Here is a 20,404-nt window from a genome sequence, read left to right on the forward strand (position 1 = left end):
TGTGAAGAAATGACGATCAAAAAAGCATTCACAATCGCGGGTTCTGATTCTGGCGGCGGAGCAGGTATTCAGGCAGATTTGAAAACTTTTCAGGAGCTCGGTGTGTACGGAATGTCTGCGATCACAGCAATTACTGCGCAAAACACACTAGGTGTTCACGGGATATACCCGCTTTCAATTGAGGCGTTAGAGCGTCAAATAGATGCAGTGGCAGAAGACTTACCGCCAGATGCCGTCAAAACAGGGATGCTGTGGAGTGCAGACATGATTAAAATCGTAGCTGAAAAAACGGTTCAATATGAAATGAAGCTGATTGTAGATCCAGTCATGATCGCAAAAGGAGGGGCCTCTTTATTAAATGAAGATGCGGTCTCTGCGATGAAAACACACTTGCTGCCTGTCAGCTATGCTGTAACACCGAATCTTCCTGAGGCAGAAGTACTAACAGGCATACGTATTCAGACGAAAGAGGACCGCTATGTGGCAGCGGAGCGTCTTTATGAGCTTGGCACGAAACATGTCGTGATCAAAGGCGGCCATGGTCCATCTGATGGGATGATTTCAGACCTGCTGTATGATGGAAAAGGCTTTATTGAAGTCACAAATGAACATATTGATACACCGCATACACATGGTACAGGCTGCACGTTTGCAGCAGCATTAACAGCTGAAATTGCGAAAGGATTTTCGATGAAGGAAGCCTTTGAAACAGCAGAAACCTTTGTCCATGAAGCCATTAAATTCCCTTTACGTATTGGATCTGGACATGGACCTACGAACCACTTTGCTTATCAGCAAAACAGAATCAAACGATAACGGAATCGAACCGTCTTCACTTGTGAGGGCGGTTTTTTCGCGAAAATGAAACTTTCTTTCAGCGAAAATTGTCATTCTCTTATGATCTGTGATAATATTATGATCAGGTACTAATACTATGTCTTGAAAAAATAGGAGGCTTTATTACATATGAACTTTTCTTTAGAAGGCCGTAATATCGTGGTGATGGGTGTTGCCAATAAACGAAGCATCGCTTGGGGAATTGCCCGCTCACTTCATGAAGCTGGAGCTCGTTTGATTTTTACTTATGTTGGAGATCGTCTTGCTGAATCGGTAAAAGAGCTTGCAAGCACACTTGAGCGTGATGATTCAATTATTCTTCCATGTGACGTGACAAGTGACGAAGAAATCGAAAAATGTTTCGCTGCAATTAAAGAAAAAGTACAAGTCATTCATGGCGTTGCGCATGCCATTGCATTTGCAAACAAGGAAGAGCTTGTTGGCGAATACTTGAACACGAACCGTGAAGGTTTCCTTTTGGCGCACAACATTAGTGCATACTCATTAACTGCTGTAGCAAAAGCAGCACGTCCATTAATGACAGAGGGTGGAAGCATTGTGACGCTTACATACCTAGGCGGAGAGCGTGTTGTATCAAACTACAACGTAATGGGTGTAGCGAAAGCATCACTTGAAGCAAGTGTGAAATATTTAGCAGCTGATTTAGGCGCAGAAGGTATCCGCGTGAACAGTATTTCTGCTGGTCCAATTCGTACGTTATCTGCAAAGGGCATCAGCGGCTTTAATACCATTCTGAAGGATATTGAAGAGCGTGCGCCGCTCCGCCGTACAACAACTCCTGAAGAAGTTGGCGATACAGCTCTATTCTTATTCAGTGATCTATCTCGCGGCATGACAGGTGAGAATCTGCATGTTGATTCTGGCTTCCATATCATTGCCCGCTAAACGAATACAAGACTTGCAGCATACCGATGAAGGGTATGCTGTTTTTTTATTTTTCTTCTGATTTGAGGCCTCCGTTCATATATATAAGGAATGAATCATTCGGGAGGGATTAGTATGTCAAATAAAGGTGATGAGAATCAAAAGCCGCTGATGTATATTGTTCAGCCGAGCTATCAAGAATCAAAGCCGGCCATGCAAAATATTGTGAGAAAGCGAAAGAAATCAGAAAAACAGCCAGAAAGTGAGTCCAATGCAAAAGATGTGATCAAAGAAAGCAAGCAGGAGGAACCTGCAGCTCAAGAAATAGAGCATAAAAAAGAAGCCGAGCCGCCTAAACTTCAACATGAACGAGATATAACACAAGAAGCTGAGTTTACAGAAGAACAAGAGATTCCACAAGAAGCAGGGCCTGCACAGGAACAAGAGGCTACACAAGAAGCCGAGCCTGCGCAGGAACAAGAAATCACACAAGAACCAGAGCTCATACAAAAGCGAGAGCCTCAAGAAGAAGAGGGAAACCAGCCAGAAGGTGTCTTTCATGAAACAAAAGAAGAACCAAGAAGAAAACGAGTGAAAAAGCCTTTAAGTCAGATGAGTATTGATGAAAAAGTCGATTTTCTCACAAGACTGCCTCATAATATGCCAAGGGCTCTTTGTCTGATTGAAGCTGATGGTAAAACATATCGAGGGATCATCATGGATCGAAAAGATGATACTGTGATCATTCGTACAGCAGGCGGGGGAAATCCAGTCGAATTAGCGATTGCTGAGATTTCTTCCATCCACCCGCTAGGTTTTTAACTAATAAAAAAAGTCCCATTTAGGGACTTTTTTTGTTAGCAGTTACGATTGATGAGTCTTGGGTTTAGGCACTCGATTGCGCAGAAGCAGTCAAGGTCTACTTCAACACAATACTTCGATTTTTCTAATCGGAACACATCACATAGGGAATCTTTATCTGTAAAATCTAAAATATGACGGTCTTTGTCAAATGCGATAAGCAAGCTGAGTGTTGCACAGTGATCACAGATATGTTCGACTCTGAAAAATGCAGTACTGAAGCAAGGGCCTGCATCTACTTCTCCGACGTTTCCGAATGCGACGAATGGTTTTGATTTGGATGTAAAGAGAACAAACGGGACAGTGTCACCTAATGAATGTGATGGAGAAAGGAGATTGCTGTAACAGCTGGTCGGGCAATCTTCTTTGACAGCATTTTGCAAGTCGCTAATGTTTTCAACAGCCTCTGTTACACAGCTCCATGAATGATTGCGGCTCATATTCAACCCTCCTATACTAGGAAATTTGTTTGAGTGTTTGAGCACTGTCATCATCTTCAAGCTATCTTTGCCGGCTCGTGCATCTACTTTTAACCAATGCGGAAGCAGCCGCTTCTTATGCTGACTGCTCCGCATGATTGGCTGTCATTCGTGAGGAAGGGGATGCTTTGACTCATGACAAGTTAGATGAGCGGCCTGTTGATTTAGCCGTGGTGATGATGCTTTTTATCTTTTGATGGCATGACTCTGTCGACAAGCTCTGGGTTTAAGCATTGGATTGCGCAGAAGCAGTTTAGATCAACCTCAATACAAAAGTCCGTTTTTTCTAGACCAAAGAAGTCAGGGTCACAAGGGTGACACACGCTTAGCGTATGTCCGTGTACATCAACAGGTCTTAATACAGATAACGTAGCACAGCAGTCGTGTAATTTTTCAACCCGGAAGAAAATAGATTCGAAGCATTGGCAATCGTCAACGAATCCTCCGATGTTTCCGAAAGTAGAGAACAACCCGCCCTTTTTATCAAAAAGTAAAAACGGAATCGTATCTTTTCCAGAAACTGTTGGGCTTAATAAATTACTGTAGCAGCTCGTAGGACATTTATCTTCTACAGCTTCCTGCTCTGCTAAAATCTTATCAACCGCATCGCATACACAGTTTTCATCATGTCGGCCATGGTGTTTTCCGCAGCTCATGGATTTCAGCTCCTTTAACAAGGTATTTGACTTTAGTCCTTAACAACATATGTATGCGCCCTCTAGTTGGTGTGGGTAAATGACCATTTATATTTGATGTATTTTGATAAAAGGAAAAGCAGAGCTTTTCGCTCTGCTTTTGTACATTAGAGGATACCGATTGCAACGATTGTCGCAACAAGTGTTTGAGTAAGTGTTTGGATTGCGATAGAGATGTCCGCATCGATTGTAGATACTGTAACGTTTCTTGAATTTTCGATGACAAGTTTTTGGCGGTTTGTTTGTTTGTGAGTAGCGGCTTGTAAAAGATCCTGCGTAACGCGGTCTGCCAAATCACCGTCAGCGATTGAGATATTTGTAATAGTGATGATCGCTGTTTGAATCGCTACTTGGATAGATGCTGCAACCTGTGCATCAACAGAAGAGACGTTAATGTCACAAGAGTCTCTGACGATAATGACTTCTTCAGATGTCTGCTTTGTGAAACTTACTTGATCCAAGTCTTGTAGGACATCTTCATCATCATAATAGTCGTCACAAAGTGCTTTTCTTTCATAGTTGCAATCGTCGTGGTGTCTGTGGTGTCCGTGATGTCCGTGGTGTGTACAGTTACGATCTAGAGCGACCCAAGAATATGGTTTAGAATCCATTTCTATTCCTCCTTCCGTTTACTTTATTAAATGCTGGAATGCGTGGTTTTGTCTCGGGCATTTACCCTAGCAGGCAACCCATTTTTATTTAATCGTTATTACGCTGCGCATCACGGCGTTGCTGAATACGATTTCGAAGTGAATTTCGTTTTGGACGTACTTTTGGTTCAGGCTCTACTTGTTCCGGCTGTTTTGCTGCCTCAGCCTGCCTTTTTTTCTCCTGCTGCTGTTCTACGAAATCATTTGCTTTCTTTTGCAAGTCCTCCACTAATTTCAAAATCATTCTTCTTTGATCATCTGAGATATTTGCTTTCTGATCATCAGTAATATTGTTTTTGTTTAACACATCACTGACAAGAAGACTTGTTAATGGATCAATATCAGTATTGATTTGAAACTCCTTTTTTTCGTTCTCTTCAGCCACGATGATTTCACCTCTTTCATACGTCATGTTAGAAAAAGAAAGGGTCAAAGAATGCCGGCTTCAACTAAGAGTACATTCAATGTTTGAGTGAGAATTTGGACGGAGTTCATAATGGATGCATCTGATAATGTAATCGTAATGTTATGGCAGTTGATGATTTGAATCACAGTTTTCTTTTGGACTGTCACTTGTTGTGTGGATAAAAGCTGATCTGTGATGTCGGCAGCCACTTCATCGTCTGGTACAAGAATTTGGATTAAAAGAGTAATGATTGTCGTTACGGTCGCTTGAAGGGAGAGTGCAGCTGTTACATCTGTTTTATGAATTGTGACATTTTCGGAATCTTTGATCTCAATGAAATCATCATAATTGCTGATTAATTCGTTTAACAGTTGTGTATATAATATTTCAGCACTTTCTTCAATAGACAATACTTTCACTCCTTTCTTATCTATACATTATTTAATGCAGCAAGGACGCAAGGTGGAATCGGAAAGTGTGAAAAAGTACAACCCAATTTTATTTCCGCTCGATTCATCATGACGGTCTTTTTTCTTGCATATATAAAGAAAGGACGGAAAAAGAAGAAAGAAGGAGGTGGAGGCTTCTGAGCGGTGCTTTGTCATTTGTCGTGTTTGCCCTCGCATCCTTTAGACTGACGAGACTGATTGTGTTTGATACCATTACGGCCCCTTTCCGCCGTCTATTTCATGAAGAACAGGAAGAGGTAAACGAACAAGGTGAGGTCGAAACATATATCATCATTAAAGGGGAAGGACTGCGGTCTTGGGTTGGAGAACTGTTAAGCTGTTATTGGTGTACTGGCATATGGTGCACTGCTGCCTTACTTCTGATATACATATTTTTTCCTGTCATCAGCATGTGGCTTAATTTACTATTAGCGATTGCCGCAGCAGCAGGCATCATTGAAGCGGTCGTCTCAAAGCTTGTGAAATAAACAGGCATTCTGATCAGACACGCTTTCAACAAATGCATATACTATCATGGAATAGGAAAGGAAGGGTTGCGATGAAACCAAACGAAACGCCGTCACATACGCTTCAAGGTTATCCAGCGCAGTCAAATCAACAATCTGTATATACGAAGAAAATCAAGAAAACAGGCTGCGGCTGTGGAAACAAAAAGAAACCTCAATAGAAGAGAAAAACAAAAGCCGGATTTATCCGGTTTTTTTGTTGCCCTTTTTTTGAGTGATGCATATGTAAGAGGGAAGGGGTGACCAGAATGGATGCATTCGAACAATTAATTGGTTCCTTGTTCACTAAACCCCATGATGGGAAAGAACAAGCGCACGAGAAGGCTGAAATGGATCTAACGGATAAAGCGAATGATCTTGAGGAGCACTTAAAAGAATTTGGCGTGAAGATGGAGGCTTTTGCGAAAGAAACAGAAGCATTCATGATGCGTCATAGAGAGGCAGATTACGTATTTAAACAGCAGAAATAAAAATTCCGCACTTTTTTATGTGATCGTCCAAACCATTTCTTTCATTTTTCATACTTTGTAAGGGAGAAGAGGAGGTGCTTATATATGAGTTGTTACGGTGGCGGTTCTTGCGGCGGCTACGGAGGTGGCTACGGCGGCGGATATGGATCAACATTTGTTCTTGTCGTTGTGCTTTTCATCCTTCTAATTATCGTTGGTGCTTCTTTCTTTAACTACTAAAAAGTAAGAAGGTGAGGGAAGCAAGGGGGAAGCCTTTTGCTTTCCTTTCTCTTTGATCAAACAAGGCTTTAGGATAGGCACATATCTCGCCTATTTTCATATAGTAAGGTGATTACTCCACAAAGAGGAGGCAAATGAATGGATAATAAATTCTTTAAAAGCGTAGAAAACAAAACCGGTGTGAATATGAATGATGTGTTTAAACTTGCAGGTTCTTTGCAAAATGCCAACTTTAAAGATGAGAATACCGTTCGAGGTGTCATTAAAAAAGTAGCGCAGCTTGCGAACAAACGTGTACCTAAAGAAATGGAAGACAAAATCGTTCAATCGATTACAAGTGGAAAAGAAAAGCTTGATTTCAATACAATCTCTAAAATGATGAACAACAAAAAATAAACAACAGGCTCTCCGTTTAAAGGGGGGCCTGTTGTTTTTGCGTAAATAATTCACGGTTTTTCTTTAGAAGAGGATATAAAAAGCGAGAACGATGAGCCGTTTTTCCTCGTCTAAATGATGGAATAGACAGATAAAGAGATTGTTCAGCTCTTGTCATGGCCACGTATAATAAACGGCGCTCTTCTTCCAGCGCTTCTTCAACACCGTTTCTGAGTTCATCCAGTGAGAAATCATGGGGCAGTGCCCCGTCGACCACACAAGTGATGTATACTGTCTGGAACTCAAGTCCCTTTGCGCGGTGGATCGTCATGAGCTGAACACCGGGTTCATCTGTTTTTTCCTTTTCGGCAGACTTCATATGTTCGGCATGTGCGAGAAAGGCTTCAATCGTTTCAAAGCGTTTGGCGGCTGTTTTCACATCACGTACATCATCCGCTCCTTTTTCAAGTACATTCGTATCGTTCACCCGTTTTTTTAAGTAATCCCCGAGTCCCATCTTTTGTTCAATAAATGTCACTGCGTCCGATGGCTTTAACGTCCGTAACGTTCGGAACAAAGGAACAATTGATTGCAGCTTTTTCCGCTGAAACGGCTGTATATCTGTCAGTTTTCCGAGCGCTTCTACCATTGAGCAATCTTCTGTGATGGTCAGTTCCTTTAGTGTATTCAGGGTTTGCTGCTTTAAAAAGAAAACCGGCAGCAGCTGTTTCATGGCGGCCACATCATCTGCATCCTGACTTAAAGAAAGAAAGGCGAGGAGAACCCGAACCATTCGTCTGCTATAGAAGGCTTTGACGCCGGCATCCGTTTCATACGGAATGGCCGATTGATGCAGCCGTTCATAAATCGCACGGCCGCCTGTGTTCGTTCGAAACAGCACGCAGAAGTCATTCGGCTTTGCACCGTTTTTAATTTTCTCCTGAATATCTGCGACAATCATCGTCGCTTCCTCTTCTTCATCATATGGATAAAAAAGCGTCGGAGGAATTTTCTCCGCGCGCACGGCTCTTAACGTCTTCTCATAGCGATGCTGATTTTTCTTAATAATCGCATCAGCACTTGCGACAATCGTATGGTGAGACCGGTAATTCGCATGTAAATGGACGATCTGAGCCGAAGGATAGTCCTGTTTGAATTCAAGAATGAAAGCAGGATTGCTCCCTCTAAAGGCGTAAATGGCTTGATCATCATCACCTACACAAAATAACTGCTCTGATTCTCCGGCTAAAAGCTGAATCAATTGATATTGTACTGGATTAATATCCTGAAATTCATCCACTAAAATATACTGGAATCGTTCTTGATACCGTTTTAGCAGTTCGGGCTGTTCTGTCAGCATATGTAAGCAGGCAATCGCCATATCATCAAAGTCAAATTGCTGATTGTCTCGTTTTTGCTGTTCATATGATTGATAGATCGTCCACATATGTTTTTCCTTTTCATCCTTCAAATCAGGAAGTTCACCTGGTAAAAAGGCATTTTTCCAATAGCCGATCGATTGCAGTACTTGATCAGTAGGGTAGTCTTTTTCATCAAGCCCTTCATTCATTATGGCTTTTCGAATGTATTGCTCCTTTTGCCAGTCAAACTTGATCAGATGCTGGCCGCTCCATTTGCTTGCGTCATCGTGAAGCAGCATTTTATAAAAAAGACTGTGGAAGGTGCCTGTCACTACTTGGCTGGCTTGTGAAGGATGAAGCTGGTATTGCTTGCGCAGCCTTTCTTTCATCTCACTGCTCGCTTTGGTCGTGAAGGTCACGAGTAAAATATGATGAGCAGGAATATGATGATGGGACATGAGATAAGCCGCTCTAGCCGTCAGGACTCTTGTTTTCCCGCTGCCGGCTCCAGCCAGCACAAGCATCGGACCATCTTGATGTGTGACAGCTTGAAGCTGCGGTGTGCTGAAGGTGATATGCGGAAAGAGGTCGATCGTATGAACTTGTTCATTCTCTTCTAAATGTAAGGCGTCGCTAAATTGAATTGACCTAGGTTCCTGCCAGTCATATGATTCGTTCGTTTGCGAGATGATCTGTTTCCCGGTTGGAAAACGGAAGCCGCCAAGTTCTTTATAAGAATCCCTTTCCTCTTGTTCTGCCGTTTTATTGTGATCTGCTTGTTCTTCAGCTTTTTCACAAATCTCTTGCTGAGACATGTGCTTATGAATAAAGGCAGGTTCATCATGTATATTTAATCTAAAAAAGACCGGTTGTCCGCAATATGGGCAGAATAATTGTCCTTTTTTTCCCTCGTCATGGAGGAATTGATAGTGTTCTCTCGAATACGTATGTAATGAGATCGTTCGATCATGTCGTCGTGCGCATTTCAAAGCTAGTCCTCCAATAGTCAATCAATCTTAAAATGAAACACATCTAATCATATCAAATGAGGCGTGTTTCAAACAGTCATAATTAGGGAATAGTAGAGTAAGAGAGAAGCAAAGGAGGCGTTCTTGATGGGATATATAGCCCCGATTCAGCCGGATCTGTATTTTCAGTATATCAATCGTCCAGCTCCTCAGGATAAAGAAGACTACGCGAAAGTAACAAAGGTTACCCGCACCTTTCATGACAAGATTTACAGAGAGCTGGAGAAAAAAGAGGACTTAGTGACAGAAGCGGAAACGAAAGTACAGCAAAAAAAGCGGGAACGCTTTGTACGAGATATGTTTATGGAGGAAGGCAAGGGCATTCATATCAATACGTATATATAAATGATTGCGCTTTCTTCCATTGGCGAACGATAATGAAAAAGAAAAAGCCAGGGCATCTTGAATGCTCTGGCTTTTCTTTTGGTCAAACAGACAGTGTTTTTGTCATTTTGACATGTTTGATTCCTGCTTCTTCAAACGGTTCAGAAACCGCTTTGTAGCCTTTCTTTTCGTAGAAAGGAAGAGCTTGGATTTGGGCATGCATAACCGCTTCTTTTGCTCCATTTGCAATCGCTTCTGTTTCTAGCGCCTCTAATAGTTTGTGGCCAAGGCCGAAGGAGCGCGCCTCTTTTAACACACAAATGCGTTCAAGCTTTGCCTTTGATCCCTCAATGATCCGCAGTCTAGCGGCCGCCTGAGGCTTTTTGTCATCATTGTAAATGACAAAATGGGTGGCTTTGTCCTCTAGTTCATCTATTTCGATCTCTACTGGAACTTCTTGTTCTTTTACGAATACTTCTTTTCGAACATAATATGCATCTTCTCGTTGTGTTTGTTCTGTTGCGATGACTGTTTTCAAATGTCTTTAACCCTCTTCTCCTAAAATAAATGTTTCATAGACGGTCCAAGATCCGTTCTCTAATTGATATAAAAGGTGGAAGCGATCCACTGTTTCTTCATGGTCAATCTTTCTCAGCTTTAATGTGCCAAGTACGTCTGAATGCTCATCATCGGATAGTTTTTGAGCGACTGTCACATGCGGAACAAAGGCATATTCAGGTGTGCCGGCAAGTGGATCTGCGTACAATCTTTCATTGAGCGCCATGATGTCCTCGTTCGGTTCTACTTTCATATAAATGACGTTGTTTACAGGAGCGAATGAACTGAATTTTTTAATACGTAACGTAATAGGAGAAGCATTTTTTGCATAATCTCTTAACGTTGAGACGACCTCAGCCGCTTCTAGATCCGTTAATTCAAAAGGTGTTCTTAATGTTAAATGAGGCGGTATGAGTGCATAGTTCGGATCATAACGCTTCCGGTAAGAGTTCGCAATATCTTGCAATTTTTTTGATGGAAATATAACAACTCCGTATTTCATCATGTTCCCTCCTGAATAAGAAAGTATTTATTATTGTTTATTATAACAAAATTCAGTTGATTAACGAATATGGGAGCATTCTTTTTAACGAAGGCGCAATGAGCGGCTGCCAAAACGTCCATTTATGATCCCCTTCGAATGTCTCAAATAAATAATCCGCACCAGATTGTTCAAGAAGGGCCTTTAAATCTTCGTTCGGCTGAACAAAATCAAGCACCTGGCCATCTGTTGTTTTCACAGCCGTTTCCTCAAGCCCAATTTGATGGATAATGGCATAATGAGAAAGGGCTGTCGACTGTTTGACGGCTTCTAGAACCGACTCGTCAACGTAAGGGGACTGCAAAATCAGCCCGCCAAATAAAGAAGGATAATCAATGGCTGTCATGAGAGAAATCGTCGCACCAAGTGAATCACCAATAAACGTACGTCCTGATCCAATTTGATAGGTTGGAAAGTGTTGATCAATATAAGGAACCAGTTCATTTGCTAAAAAGCGTTTATACGCTTCAAACTTTGTGCCGTCTGGATGATACGTGTTCCGTCTTTCCGTGACATTTTCATAAGGAACACCAATGATAATCGAGCGTTCCATTTCTTTGTTTTGCATCAATTCTTCTGCCTGTCTGCCTATTTTACCTAGGCGGAAATAATCATGACCATCCTGGGCAATGATGACATGATATGTATAAAGGGGGGAGTAATTGACTGGCAAATAGATCAAAATGGTCATGTCCGCCCCAAGTTCTTTTGACTGTATGGTTTCTTCTTGAATGATTCCTGTTTTCTTCACCATAATCCATTCCTCCAGCTAACCAAATTCATCATAAAGTGAAACGTTTCCATTCATTGTAACACGAAAAACAGCGTTGTTCCTATATGCTAACATGCAATCAAACCGTATAACATCGATTCTGTTATAAAATACAGAAAATTTTAATTAATCATGACATTTCCCCTTGAAAAATGAGATTTAATGGGTTACAGTATTAAGAATTAGAACAGACAGACAACACATTCTTATCGTGAGAGGTGGAGGGACTGGCCCTTTGAAACCTCAGCAACCGGTATGCATCACTTCATGTGATGTACCAAGGTGCTAAATCCAGCAAGCAGCTTTTTTGCTTGGAAGATAAGAGGAAGCGATTAAACCCCTTCTTCTTATGAAGAAGGGGTTTTCTGTTTTGAAATCAGATTTTTACTTAGGATGGTGTCAAATGACAGAACATGTGGAAACGAAATTAGCGCAGATTGGAAACCGTAGCGAAGAGGTGACTGGCACTGTCAGTCCTCCCGTTTATCTTTCGACAGCATACAGACATAGAGGCATAGGGGAATCTACAGGATTTGATTACATTCGAACGAAAAATCCAACAAGACAGCTCGTAGAGGATGCAATTGCTTCACTCGAAGAAGGGACGGCCGGTTTTGCCTTCAGTTCGGGAATGGCGGCAATCCAAACGATCATGGCTCTATTTGAAAGCGGAGATGAACTCATCGTCTCTTCAGACCTATATGGCGGTACATACCGTTTGTTTGAAAACGAATGGAAAAAGTACGGCCTGCGTTTTCTTTATGATGATTTTTCAGATGAAGACTGTTTACGCTCTAAAATCACGCCAAACACAAAAGCGGTCTTTATTGAAACACCGACAAATCCACTGATGCAGGAAGCAGATATTCAAAAAATAGCGAAGATTGCAAAAGAGCATGGCGCTTTGGTGATTGTCGATAACACCTTTTACACACCAGTCTTGCAAAAGCCGATTACGCTTGGAGCGGACATTGTCATTCATAGCGCAACCAAATATTTAGGCGGACATAATGACGTTCTTGCCGGGCTTGTCGTCACAAAAGGAGAGCAGTTGTCTGAAGACATGTTCCAGCATCAAAACGCGATTGGAGCGGTTCTATCACCATTTGACTCATGGCTTTTAATGAGAGGAATGAAAACACTTGCTCTTAGAATGCGCCAGCACGAGGAAAATGCGAAGGAGCTGGCTGGGTTTTTAAAGAAACAGCCAGAAATTCAAGATGTGCTTTATCCAGGAAAGGGAGGCATGCTGTCATTCCGGGTAGCTAAAGAGGATTGGGTCAATCCATTTTTGAAACAGCTGAAAACGATTTGTTTTGCTGAAAGCCTTGGCGGAGTCGAAAGCTTCATTACGTATCCTGCAACACAAACGCATATGGATATTCCAGAAGAGATTCGCATTGCAAACGGTGTATGTAACAAGCTGCTCCGTTTCTCTGTTGGCATAGAGCATGTAGATGATCTGAAATCAGACCTAAAACAGGCACTATCACAAGTAAAAGAGGAGGTACACGCCAAATGACCACACACGATTGGACACTCGAAACACAACTCGTTCATAATGCGTTTAAAACAGACCGTTCAACAGGTGCAGTCAGTGTACCGATTCAGCATGCATCCACATTTCATCAAAGCAGCTTCGATGAATTTGGCCAATATGACTACTCCAGATCGGGAACTCCGACACGTCAAGCATTAGAGGATACGATTGCAGCGCTGGAAGGAGGAACGAGAGGGCTTGCCTTTGCATCAGGCATGGCTGCTATTTCAACCGCTTTTCTTCTATTATCAAAGGGAGATCATGTCCTTGTCACAAGAGATGTGTACGGCGGGACTTTCCGAATGATCACTCAAGTTCTTTCAAGATTTGGAATTGAGCATACCTTCGTGGACATGACGGATTTGAATGAAGTCAAAAGAGGCATTCAATCAAATACAAAGGTCATTTACATGGAAACACCGTCAAATCCAACACTAGGGATTACAGATATTGAAGGTGTCGTCCAGCTTGCGAAAGAGCATGGCTGTCTGACTTTCTTAGATAATACGTTTTTAACACCTGCGCTTCAGCGTCCGCTGGACCTTGGTGTTGACGTTGTCCTGCACAGCGCAACGAAATTTTTAAGCGGCCACAGTGATGTGCTGTCAGGCTTAGCCGTGGTGAAAGATAAGAAGCTGGGAGAGGAACTCTATTCACTGCAAAACTCCTTCGGTGCAGTCCTTGGCGTGCAGGATTGCTGGCTCGTGCTAAGAGGATTAAAAACCCTTCAGGTCAGATTAGAAAAAGCAAGCCAAACGGCATATGAACTCGCTACATTCCTCAAAGAACATCCTGCGGTGAAAAAAGTATACTACCCAGGCTTAGATGACCATCCGGGTGCAGATATTCAGCGAAAGCAAGCAAGCGGAGCAGGAGCCGTTCTCTCATTTGAACTAGAAAACCAAGCGGCTGTCAAAGAATTGGTGGATGCTGTCACATTACCTGTATTCGCCGTCAGCCTCGGCGCCGTTGAATCGATTCTGTCATATCCAGCCAAAATGTCACATGCGGCTATGCCAAAAGAAGAAAGAGAAAAAAGAGGGATTACAGATGGGCTGCTTCGTTTAAGTGTCGGAGTTGAAAACGGAGAAGACCTCAAACGCGACTTCAAACAAGCACTCGATCAACTAAAGCCAGTTCTTGTGAATCAGTCATAAAAGTCAGTGAAAAGCCGGTGCCGATACCGGCTTTTTGGCTTTTTTGAACAAAACCATTGACGCCTTATTGTTATGGTTATATAATAGAGACTGTCAGTAACAGAAAGCCCAGAACTGATACATAACACGATTCCGTAGCTCAGCTGGGAGAGCGCTACCTTGACAGGGTAGAGGTCGCTGGTTCGAGCCCAGTCGGAATCATCGTTGAAACCCTTGCATAGCAAGGGTTTTTTGTTTTTCTGACAACGAATGTTTGTTCTGTTTCTTTTGTTTGGGGACGAACTTTATCCGCCAGATTGTTTTTCAGTTGGCAGGAGGTTTTGACTGATTGCCTAACGATCTTCTCGCCTTTACCTGTTTTTCTTTTCAGGTCATCGATTGTTGGATTCTAACGAAAGCGACTCATACGATAAATCTTTCTCTCAAGATAAAACATACAATCACCACCAAAAACAATTTAATAGAATATAAGTTCGTGAAAGGTGTTTTATTAAATGACACTAGGAGGAAATAAACTTTGAAATCTTTTTGGGAAATAGACGAGGAAGGTTACTATACGTTAAAAAAGATCACCGCAGAAGAAGTAGCTAAGGCTGAAAAGAAACTAGGAGTCACTTTACCAGATACATATAAAAAGCTCATATTAGAACAGAATGGTGGTTATACAGTTCATAATGCTTTTCCAACCAGTCACTCTAATTCATGGGCTGAGGATCACATTCAATTTAATCACCTGCTGGGAATTGCTGAAGATGAAGGGATTATGGATAGTGCCTATTTGATAAAAGAGTGGGAGCTGCCAGAAGGGCTTGTTTTGATTAACGGGGATGGCCATACTTGGGTAGCGATGGATTATCGAAAAACGAAAGAGAATCCTTCAATTCATTATTTTGATGTTGAGATGGAAGAAGACTTTAAGTTAGCAGATTCTTTTGATGAATTCATTGAGGGGCTTTATACAGCTGAGTACACTGCCGATGAGGAAGCAGCAGAGGGTGAATATGAACTTTCTGAAGTTCATTTAAGTAAAGAAGAACTTGAAGCCATATTTGAATTGGACGTCCTTGATGAAGAGAATCTTTATAAAATTCAATACTACCCGATGGTTGATTTGAACGAAATTGAATGTTTTTTTAAAAAGATGCAATATCACATTGAAAAAACAAGAGATGAAGATGATCTTTATGAAGTAGCTTCTGCGATTAACAACGTTCTCTTATTGAATCCCAATATGCCAATCAACGATAAAATTAATGGAAATCTAAATCAAATTGCTAAATTTTTAGAAAAAAATAAAGATCCACTTATAGTAAATCTCGGAGAACATATTGCTATGAAAACAAGTTTCCTTTAGTAAGCTTGGGCACAAAAAACAGGCCATACTAGTGGAAGATTTATTTGGAGTATCATCAAATAATAAAAGGCATACCAGAGAGGCGAATTCGTCTCTCTTTTTTGCGGTTTCTTTTCGGTGTGGAATATTCAAACGGATGATAATATATGTAATTATAGGGAAAATAAAGGAATGGATAGGGGGAGGTTTGTTTGGGAGAAAAAGTAGCAAGCCCATTTGTTGCTAAAATGATCGGTGATTGGTACGGATATATAAAGAAACAGGACATTCTAAAGGCTGAAAATAAGAGAAAAGAGATCGTAATAGCCTTTGAAAATATGGAAGAAGATCAAAATGTCTTATTATACTTTAACTTGATTGATTCCAGATACAAAATGTTGGCGCAGGAGTTTGAGGGATCAAAAGATATATTGAAGCAAATAGACATTGAAGAGAAGCAGAAAACGGATGACATGATTCAGTATTATTATTTCTTCTTCAATGGCATGTATGAGTTTTATAAAAAGCGCTTTTCAGACGCTATCAACTATTATCATATTGCAGAGACCCGACTTCGAAACGTTCCTGACGATTTAGAACGTGCTGAATTTAATTATCAGCTTTCGATTGCATACTACGAAATCGCACAAAATCATTTCTCCATTAACCACGCCAAAAAAGCTTTAGAAAGCTTTAAATCAGCAGATTTACAAGAGAGTCGGGTTGCTACTACTCTAATGGTAATCGCATCAAATAAGATGGATTTAAACCAATTTGTACAAGCTGAATCCACCTATAAGGATGCTATCAATTTAGCAGCAGAATCTAAAATTGATTTTCCACAAGCGCTAGGGTATTTCAATCTTGGGATATGTTATGAGCGTCAAGGAAAGCTTCAGCAAGCTTTAGAATGTTTACAAAATGTCTTTTCAGTTGAATTAAAAAAGCCACACAAACCACTGTATATGAGAACAAATTACATGTTAGCGCGTGTACTCTTCCAGTTAGATAAAAAAGCTGAAGGGCTGGATGCACACAATGAGTCACTCATGTTAGCGAATGAATTAGCTGACAATGCGTATATTGCTAAGTTAAATATCATACATTCAATATATGTAACAGATGATGAAATTCAGCTCGACGCAGCTCTTGATGTACTGAAAAAGCAAAAACTTTGGACAGATGCCGCAGAATTGTCAATTATGGCAGCAAGATTTTATAAAAAGCAGGATAATTACAAACTGGCATCAAAATACTTTGATGAAGGTTTGGAATCACAGGCCAAAAAATTGACATGGATGGAGGAGGAAGCTGAATGAAGCACCTGAAAGTTATGATATTAAGCCTTACCTTATTAATGGGGATCACAACCACTGTACATATAAATTCCTCAAATGATTTTCAAACCGCAGAAAACGGCTACTTTGGTTAAGCATGAAGTCTATTAATAAAAAAGCCCTTTTTGGGGGCTTTTTTTATTTGAATATTATCTGCTATTTTCATTGCTGTTTCAATTGATCAAAACACAACTTCAAAACGTATAGACAAAATAAAAACAGACCCTGCAAGGTCTGTTTTTATGGGGACGGATGGGGCCTAATCATTACTATCTTTTTCATTAAGATTAGAAGTTCCCTATACGCTCCATTGCTTTATCAAAAGCTGCTTTTCTTTTGTATCTTCATAGTCAATACTTTGAATTATGTATACAAAAAGAATTTAATTACTTCGATTTTTCTCTCCCCAATCACATAACTGTTCTAAAATTGGTAAAAGTGTTTCTGCCTTATTTGTAAGACTGTATTCCACTTTGGGGGGGACTTGTGGATATTCCTTTCGTATAATCATCCCATCTGCCTCTAAATCTTTAAGTTGTGCACTCAATGTTTTAAAGGTAATCGTTCCAAGTCTCCTTTTCATATCATTAAAGCGAACGGGTTGATTTTCCGAAAGGAGATACAGAATTAGCATTTTCCATTTGCCTCCTATAACTGATAAAGTATATCCAAAAGGTGTCTCTTGGATATTACCCGTTTTTCTATAATCGGCCATACTCATATTGACACTATCCTTTCTGGTAGTAACTATCTAAATAGTGCGTACTTTTTTTCTCTCTATATTCATTTTATACTTACTTTACTTTGAAATAAAGGAGAGAAAACGATGACTAATATTAAAACCTACAATCACAATCTATGGGATCACGGTATTACCCAAGGATATAGCGTTAAAGGAACAATCTACATTTCAGGTCAATTTTCATACGATAAAAATGGTATGTTCGTTGGTAAGGAGAATATTGAAGCTCAGACTCTGCAAACATTTGAGAACCTTGATCGGGTATTGGTGGAATTGGGAGCTACGAAATCCAACATTGCATATGTTGAAATTTTTCTAACAAATCCACAAGAACACTCCGAAACGGTCATAGATCTATTCAAGGAATACTTAGGTCAACACAGACCAGCTGGCAGTCTCATTGGTGTGACATATCTGGCTTTCCCAGAGCAATTGATTGAAGTCAAGGCTATCGCACACACTGATTAAATATGTTATCGTATGCACATCATCATGAAAATTGTTATTATGTTACTGCGAAAGGTCTTAAACCTAACCCGGACGGAATTCACATCAATGCGATGTCCCAGAGAATATTTGGTATAAGATACTATGAAGCATTTCGAAAAAAAGAACATATACATGAGCCATTACCAAATGAACATGAGTTAGTGAATGAATGTCATAATAGAATGAATACCTCAGCGGAGAAAACATATATAGCACTAGAAAAGTTCACGTTAGGAAAGATGACTTACGAAGAGTTGCTGAAGGCCTTATCGTAGGTAAAACTCATGGTAGACTTTGAATGGACAGAAACACATATCTCTTGAAAGGATGATTGAGGTGGTGAAAACAGATAAAGTCTCCTCCTGAATACATGAAATCACATTCAGGAGGAGATAAAAATGTTTAAACAAATAGACGAAAATTATCCGAGAAAAGAGCACTTTCATCATTATATGAAGGTAACCCGATGCTCATATAGCCTGGTGATCGATCTAGACATCACGAAATTGCATTCAATATTAAAAGAAAAAAAGCTAAAAGTATATCCTGTGCAAATTTATTTGTTAGCAAGGGCTGTGCAAAAAATACCGGAGTTTCGGATGGATCTAGTGAACGATGAACTTGGTCACTGGGATCTTCTCCATCCTAGTTATACGATTCTAAATAAAGCAGCAAAGACATTTTCAAGTATTTGGACGCCTTATGACGAAAACTTTGCTCGGTTTTATAAAAGCTGTGTAGCGGACATTGAAACTTATAGTGAAAGTAACAAACTCTTTCCGAAACCTAATATGCCAGAAAACATGTTCAATATTTCAAGTCTGCCGTGGATTGATTTTACTTCTTTTAACCTTAATGTATCTACAGATGAAACTTATTTACTGCCGATATTTACGTTAGGTCAATTTAAGATGAAAGGAGAAAAAATCATCCTACCCGTTGCGATTCAAGTACATCATGCTGTTTGTGATGGCTATCACGTCGGTCAATATGTGGAATATTTGAGGTGGCTTATAGAACATTGTGAAGAGTGGTTAAGCGATTCATTGTATACTTAATTTTCAAAAGGTGTAGTCATTTAGAAAAAGGCAGACTTTGCAGAGTCTGCTTTTTCTGTTGTTAGAAGAAATGTGTAAAATCGCGGTTACTCAATTGTTCTTTTTGCGGTTTCTTTTCGGTGCCTTGTAAACTCATACATGTGATAATAAATGTAATATAAGGGAAATTAGTGGAAGGGGAATAAGGGATGGAGAAAGTTCTTTCTTCACATGTTGGTGTGAAAATAAATGAATGGTATAAAATGATACGGCAATTCAGTGTACCCGATGCAGAGATTTTGAAAGCTGAGGTAGAACGAGAAATTGAGCGAATGGAAGAGGACCAAGACCTGCTCATTTACTATCAATTGATGTGTTTTCGACATCAGCTTATGCTCGATTATATAAAACCTTCATTCGATCAATCAATTTCCGCGCTAGTCGATAAAATAGAGAATTCTAACCATCAACTGTCTGGAATGTTGCAATACTATAATGCCTTTTTTAGAGGTATGCATGAATTCAGTAAGAAAGAGTATGTACAAGCCATTCAATATTATAAGATTGCTGAGAGGCAGCTGGCGCTTGTTGTAGATGAAATTGAACAAGCAGAATTCCATTTTAAAGTTGCTGAAGCATATTACATTATGAAACAAACCCATGTTTCTATGCACCATATTATAAAAGCCCTAGAGATTTATGATCGTTATGATCTTTATAAGGTGAGAAAAATTCAAAGTCTATTTGTGATCGCAGGAAATTATGATGATTTTAAACGATATGAGAAGTCGCTCCCCCACTTACATAAAGCACTAGATCTTGCTGAAGAAATAAATGATCAAAGATTAATCGCTAAAACTTATTTGAATCTTGGAAATACGTATGACAGGCAACAGGATTATATTAAAGCTGCTTCCTTCTATAAAAAAGGGTTGGATAAGATGACTGAAAACAATGAAGATATTAAACCAAGATTATTTTTTAGTTTAAGTTGGACTTTGTTTAAAAGTGATAAAACACAAGAAGCACTTGAATATATCGCTAAAGGAATAAAAAGTGCAACAGCAGAAAACAATCTGTTTTATAAAACATTGCTCAATTCATTAAAGACAATTTATGTAGATGAAGGTATTGAAAATATACGAAAAATGTTTAAAGGGTTAGAGGAAAAGAAGTTGTATCCTTATATTGAAGAGTTTGCTTTAAGCCTTGCAAATCTTTATGAAAAAAGGAATGATTCGGAGAGGGTAGCAGATTATTATAGAACTGCCATAGAAGCTCAAACCGAAATCCAAAAAGGGGAGTGTTTATATGAATATTAAAATGAAGATA

General features: G+C 40.1%; 26 protein-coding genes, 1 tRNA gene and 1 riboswitch. Of the genes, 17 read left to right on the forward strand and 10 right to left on the reverse strand.

Annotated features, from left to right (window positions below; genetic code table 11):
- Positions 1-9 precede the first annotated feature (9 nt).
- The 3 genes from thiD to MHB69_RS05655 all read left to right on the forward strand — a co-directional run bounded on the left by thiD (position 10) and on the right by MHB69_RS05655 (position 2,544).
- The gene (gene thiD, locus MHB69_RS05645) at positions 10-816 is read left to right on the forward strand and encodes a bifunctional hydroxymethylpyrimidine kinase/phosphomethylpyrimidine kinase (protein ID WP_101677371.1); all 807 of its coding nucleotides are present in this window, start codon (positions 10-12) and stop codon (positions 814-816) included.
- A 150-nt stretch (positions 817-966) separates the two neighbouring features.
- A complete protein-coding gene (fabI, locus tag MHB69_RS05650; RefSeq protein WP_024425017.1) occupies positions 967-1,743 on the forward strand; it encodes an enoyl-ACP reductase FabI in 777 nt (258 codons plus the stop codon).
- A gap of 114 nt (positions 1,744-1,857) precedes the next feature.
- Positions 1,858-2,544: a CotO family spore coat protein gene (locus tag MHB69_RS05655; RefSeq protein ID WP_268480531.1), complete on the forward strand. Its 687-nt coding sequence runs from the start codon at positions 1,858-1,860 to the stop codon at positions 2,542-2,544.
- 35 nt (positions 2,545-2,579) lie between these two features.
- Here MHB69_RS05655 and MHB69_RS05660 read toward each other — a convergent pair whose 3' ends face one another.
- From MHB69_RS05660 to MHB69_RS05680, 5 genes are all read right to left on the reverse strand, one after another.
- Positions 2,580-3,023 carry a CotY/CotZ family spore coat protein gene (locus MHB69_RS05660; RefSeq protein WP_024426462.1) on the reverse strand — a complete coding sequence of 148 codons (444 nt, stop codon included), beginning with the start codon at positions 3,021-3,023 and terminating at the stop codon, positions 2,580-2,582.
- 203 nt (positions 3,024-3,226) lie between these two features.
- Positions 3,227-3,718, reverse strand: coding sequence for a CotY/CotZ family spore coat protein (locus MHB69_RS05665; RefSeq protein ID WP_003211658.1), 492 nt, complete (start codon positions 3,716-3,718; stop codon positions 3,227-3,229).
- A gap of 146 nt (positions 3,719-3,864) precedes the next feature.
- Positions 3,865-4,368 carry a spore coat protein gene (locus MHB69_RS05670; protein ID WP_034282028.1) on the reverse strand — a complete coding sequence of 168 codons (504 nt, stop codon included), beginning with the start codon at positions 4,366-4,368 and terminating at the stop codon, positions 3,865-3,867.
- A gap of 88 nt (positions 4,369-4,456) precedes the next feature.
- On the reverse strand, positions 4,457-4,792 hold the full coding sequence (locus MHB69_RS05675; protein WP_034282321.1) for a hypothetical protein: 336 nt from the start codon (positions 4,790-4,792) through the stop codon (positions 4,457-4,459).
- A 44-nt stretch (positions 4,793-4,836) separates the two neighbouring features.
- Entirely contained in the window at positions 4,837-5,232 is a 396-nt protein-coding gene (locus MHB69_RS05680; RefSeq protein WP_223250954.1) for a spore coat protein, read from the reverse strand.
- A gap of 167 nt (positions 5,233-5,399) precedes the next feature.
- On the opposite strand from MHB69_RS05680, the gene MHB69_RS05685 reads away from it, so the two are divergent.
- The 5 genes from MHB69_RS05685 to MHB69_RS05705 all read left to right on the forward strand — a co-directional run bounded on the left by MHB69_RS05685 (position 5,400) and on the right by MHB69_RS05705 (position 6,874).
- Positions 5,400-5,750, forward strand: a complete 351-nt coding sequence (locus MHB69_RS05685) for a DUF1360 domain-containing protein (RefSeq protein WP_044334792.1) — start codon at positions 5,400-5,402, stop codon at positions 5,748-5,750.
- Between the two features lie 71 nt (positions 5,751-5,821).
- A complete protein-coding gene (locus MHB69_RS05690; protein ID WP_255290946.1) occupies positions 5,822-5,950 on the forward strand; it encodes a hypothetical protein in 129 nt (42 codons plus the stop codon).
- A gap of 87 nt (positions 5,951-6,037) precedes the next feature.
- Positions 6,038-6,259, forward strand: coding sequence for a hypothetical protein (locus MHB69_RS05695; RefSeq protein WP_034282024.1), 222 nt, complete (start codon positions 6,038-6,040; stop codon positions 6,257-6,259).
- An 84-nt stretch (positions 6,260-6,343) separates the two neighbouring features.
- Positions 6,344-6,478, forward strand: coding sequence for a YjcZ family sporulation protein (locus MHB69_RS05700; protein ID WP_034282023.1), 135 nt, complete (start codon positions 6,344-6,346; stop codon positions 6,476-6,478).
- A gap of 138 nt (positions 6,479-6,616) precedes the next feature.
- Complete coding sequence (locus MHB69_RS05705; protein WP_034282022.1) at positions 6,617-6,874, forward strand: stage VI sporulation protein F; 258 nt, start codon at positions 6,617-6,619, stop codon at positions 6,872-6,874.
- 16 nt (positions 6,875-6,890) lie between these two features.
- Here the strand turns inward: MHB69_RS05705 and MHB69_RS05710 are convergent, their stop codons facing one another.
- Entirely contained in the window at positions 6,891-9,203 is a 2,313-nt protein-coding gene (locus tag MHB69_RS05710) for an ATP-dependent helicase (protein ID WP_268480533.1), read from the reverse strand.
- A 126-nt stretch (positions 9,204-9,329) separates the two neighbouring features.
- On the opposite strand from MHB69_RS05710, the gene MHB69_RS05715 reads away from it, so the two are divergent.
- Positions 9,330-9,587, forward strand: coding sequence for a hypothetical protein (locus MHB69_RS05715; protein ID WP_024425007.1), 258 nt, complete (start codon positions 9,330-9,332; stop codon positions 9,585-9,587).
- Between the two features lie 82 nt (positions 9,588-9,669).
- Here the strand turns inward: MHB69_RS05715 and MHB69_RS05720 are convergent, their stop codons facing one another.
- From MHB69_RS05720 to MHB69_RS05730, 3 genes are read right to left on the reverse strand one after another with little or no spacing between them, the layout of a single operon-like run.
- Positions 9,670-10,104 (reverse strand): GNAT family N-acetyltransferase, encoded by a 435-nt coding sequence (locus MHB69_RS05720; RefSeq protein WP_034282019.1) that lies wholly within the window; start codon positions 10,102-10,104, stop codon positions 9,670-9,672.
- Between the two features lie 6 nt (positions 10,105-10,110).
- Complete coding sequence (locus tag MHB69_RS05725; protein ID WP_024426454.1) at positions 10,111-10,626, reverse strand: YjcG family protein; 516 nt, start codon at positions 10,624-10,626, stop codon at positions 10,111-10,113.
- Between the two features lie 52 nt (positions 10,627-10,678).
- Positions 10,679-11,419 (reverse strand): esterase family protein, encoded by a 741-nt coding sequence (locus tag MHB69_RS05730; RefSeq protein WP_214755263.1) that lies wholly within the window; start codon positions 11,417-11,419, stop codon positions 10,679-10,681.
- A gap of 221 nt (positions 11,420-11,640) precedes the next feature.
- Positions 11,641-11,762, forward strand: a riboswitch (SAM riboswitch).
- Positions 11,763-11,840: 78 nt separating this feature from the next.
- Here MHB69_RS05730 and MHB69_RS05735 point away from each other — a divergent pair.
- The 5 genes from MHB69_RS05735 (at position 11,841) to MHB69_RS05755 (ending at position 16,786) form a co-directional block, all read left to right on the forward strand.
- Positions 11,841-12,959 (forward strand): methionine biosynthesis PLP-dependent protein, encoded by a 1,119-nt coding sequence (locus tag MHB69_RS05735; protein ID WP_041117165.1) that lies wholly within the window; start codon positions 11,841-11,843, stop codon positions 12,957-12,959.
- On the forward strand, positions 12,956-14,134 hold the full coding sequence (metC, locus tag MHB69_RS05740) for a cystathionine beta-lyase (RefSeq protein ID WP_041117167.1): 1,179 nt from the start codon (positions 12,956-12,958) through the stop codon (positions 14,132-14,134). The genes MHB69_RS05735 and metC overlap by 4 nt, the downstream gene beginning before the upstream one ends.
- A gap of 128 nt (positions 14,135-14,262) precedes the next feature.
- Positions 14,263-14,335: transfer RNA gene (locus MHB69_RS05745), tRNA-Val, on the forward strand.
- 316 nt (positions 14,336-14,651) lie between these two features.
- Complete coding sequence (locus MHB69_RS05750; RefSeq protein ID WP_268480536.1) at positions 14,652-15,488, forward strand: SMI1/KNR4 family protein; 837 nt, start codon at positions 14,652-14,654, stop codon at positions 15,486-15,488.
- 191 nt (positions 15,489-15,679) lie between these two features.
- A complete protein-coding gene (locus MHB69_RS05755; RefSeq protein WP_268480538.1) occupies positions 15,680-16,786 on the forward strand; it encodes a Rap family tetratricopeptide repeat protein in 1,107 nt (368 codons plus the stop codon).
- Between the two features lie 400 nt (positions 16,787-17,186).
- Here MHB69_RS05755 and MHB69_RS05760 read toward each other — a convergent pair whose 3' ends face one another.
- A complete protein-coding gene (locus MHB69_RS05760; RefSeq protein WP_025093428.1) occupies positions 17,187-17,525 on the reverse strand; it encodes a helix-turn-helix domain-containing protein in 339 nt (112 codons plus the stop codon).
- Positions 17,526-17,630: 105 nt separating this feature from the next.
- Between MHB69_RS05760 and MHB69_RS05765 the strand changes: the two genes are divergently transcribed.
- From MHB69_RS05765 to MHB69_RS05775, 3 genes are all read left to right on the forward strand, one after another.
- A complete protein-coding gene (locus tag MHB69_RS05765; protein WP_061109701.1) occupies positions 17,631-18,014 on the forward strand; it encodes a RidA family protein in 384 nt (127 codons plus the stop codon).
- A 419-nt stretch (positions 18,015-18,433) separates the two neighbouring features.
- Complete coding sequence (catA, locus tag MHB69_RS05770; protein ID WP_065214246.1) at positions 18,434-19,093, forward strand: type A chloramphenicol O-acetyltransferase; 660 nt, start codon at positions 18,434-18,436, stop codon at positions 19,091-19,093.
- A 188-nt stretch (positions 19,094-19,281) separates the two neighbouring features.
- Positions 19,282-20,394, forward strand: a complete 1,113-nt coding sequence (locus MHB69_RS05775) for a Rap family tetratricopeptide repeat protein (protein ID WP_268480540.1) — start codon at positions 19,282-19,284, stop codon at positions 20,392-20,394.
- Positions 20,395-20,404 lie beyond the last annotated feature (10 nt).

This window comes from Bacillus sp. FSL K6-0994, assembly GCF_038630815.1.
Taxonomy (GTDB): Bacteria; Bacillota; Bacilli; order Bacillales; family Bacillaceae; genus Bacillus; species Bacillus safensis.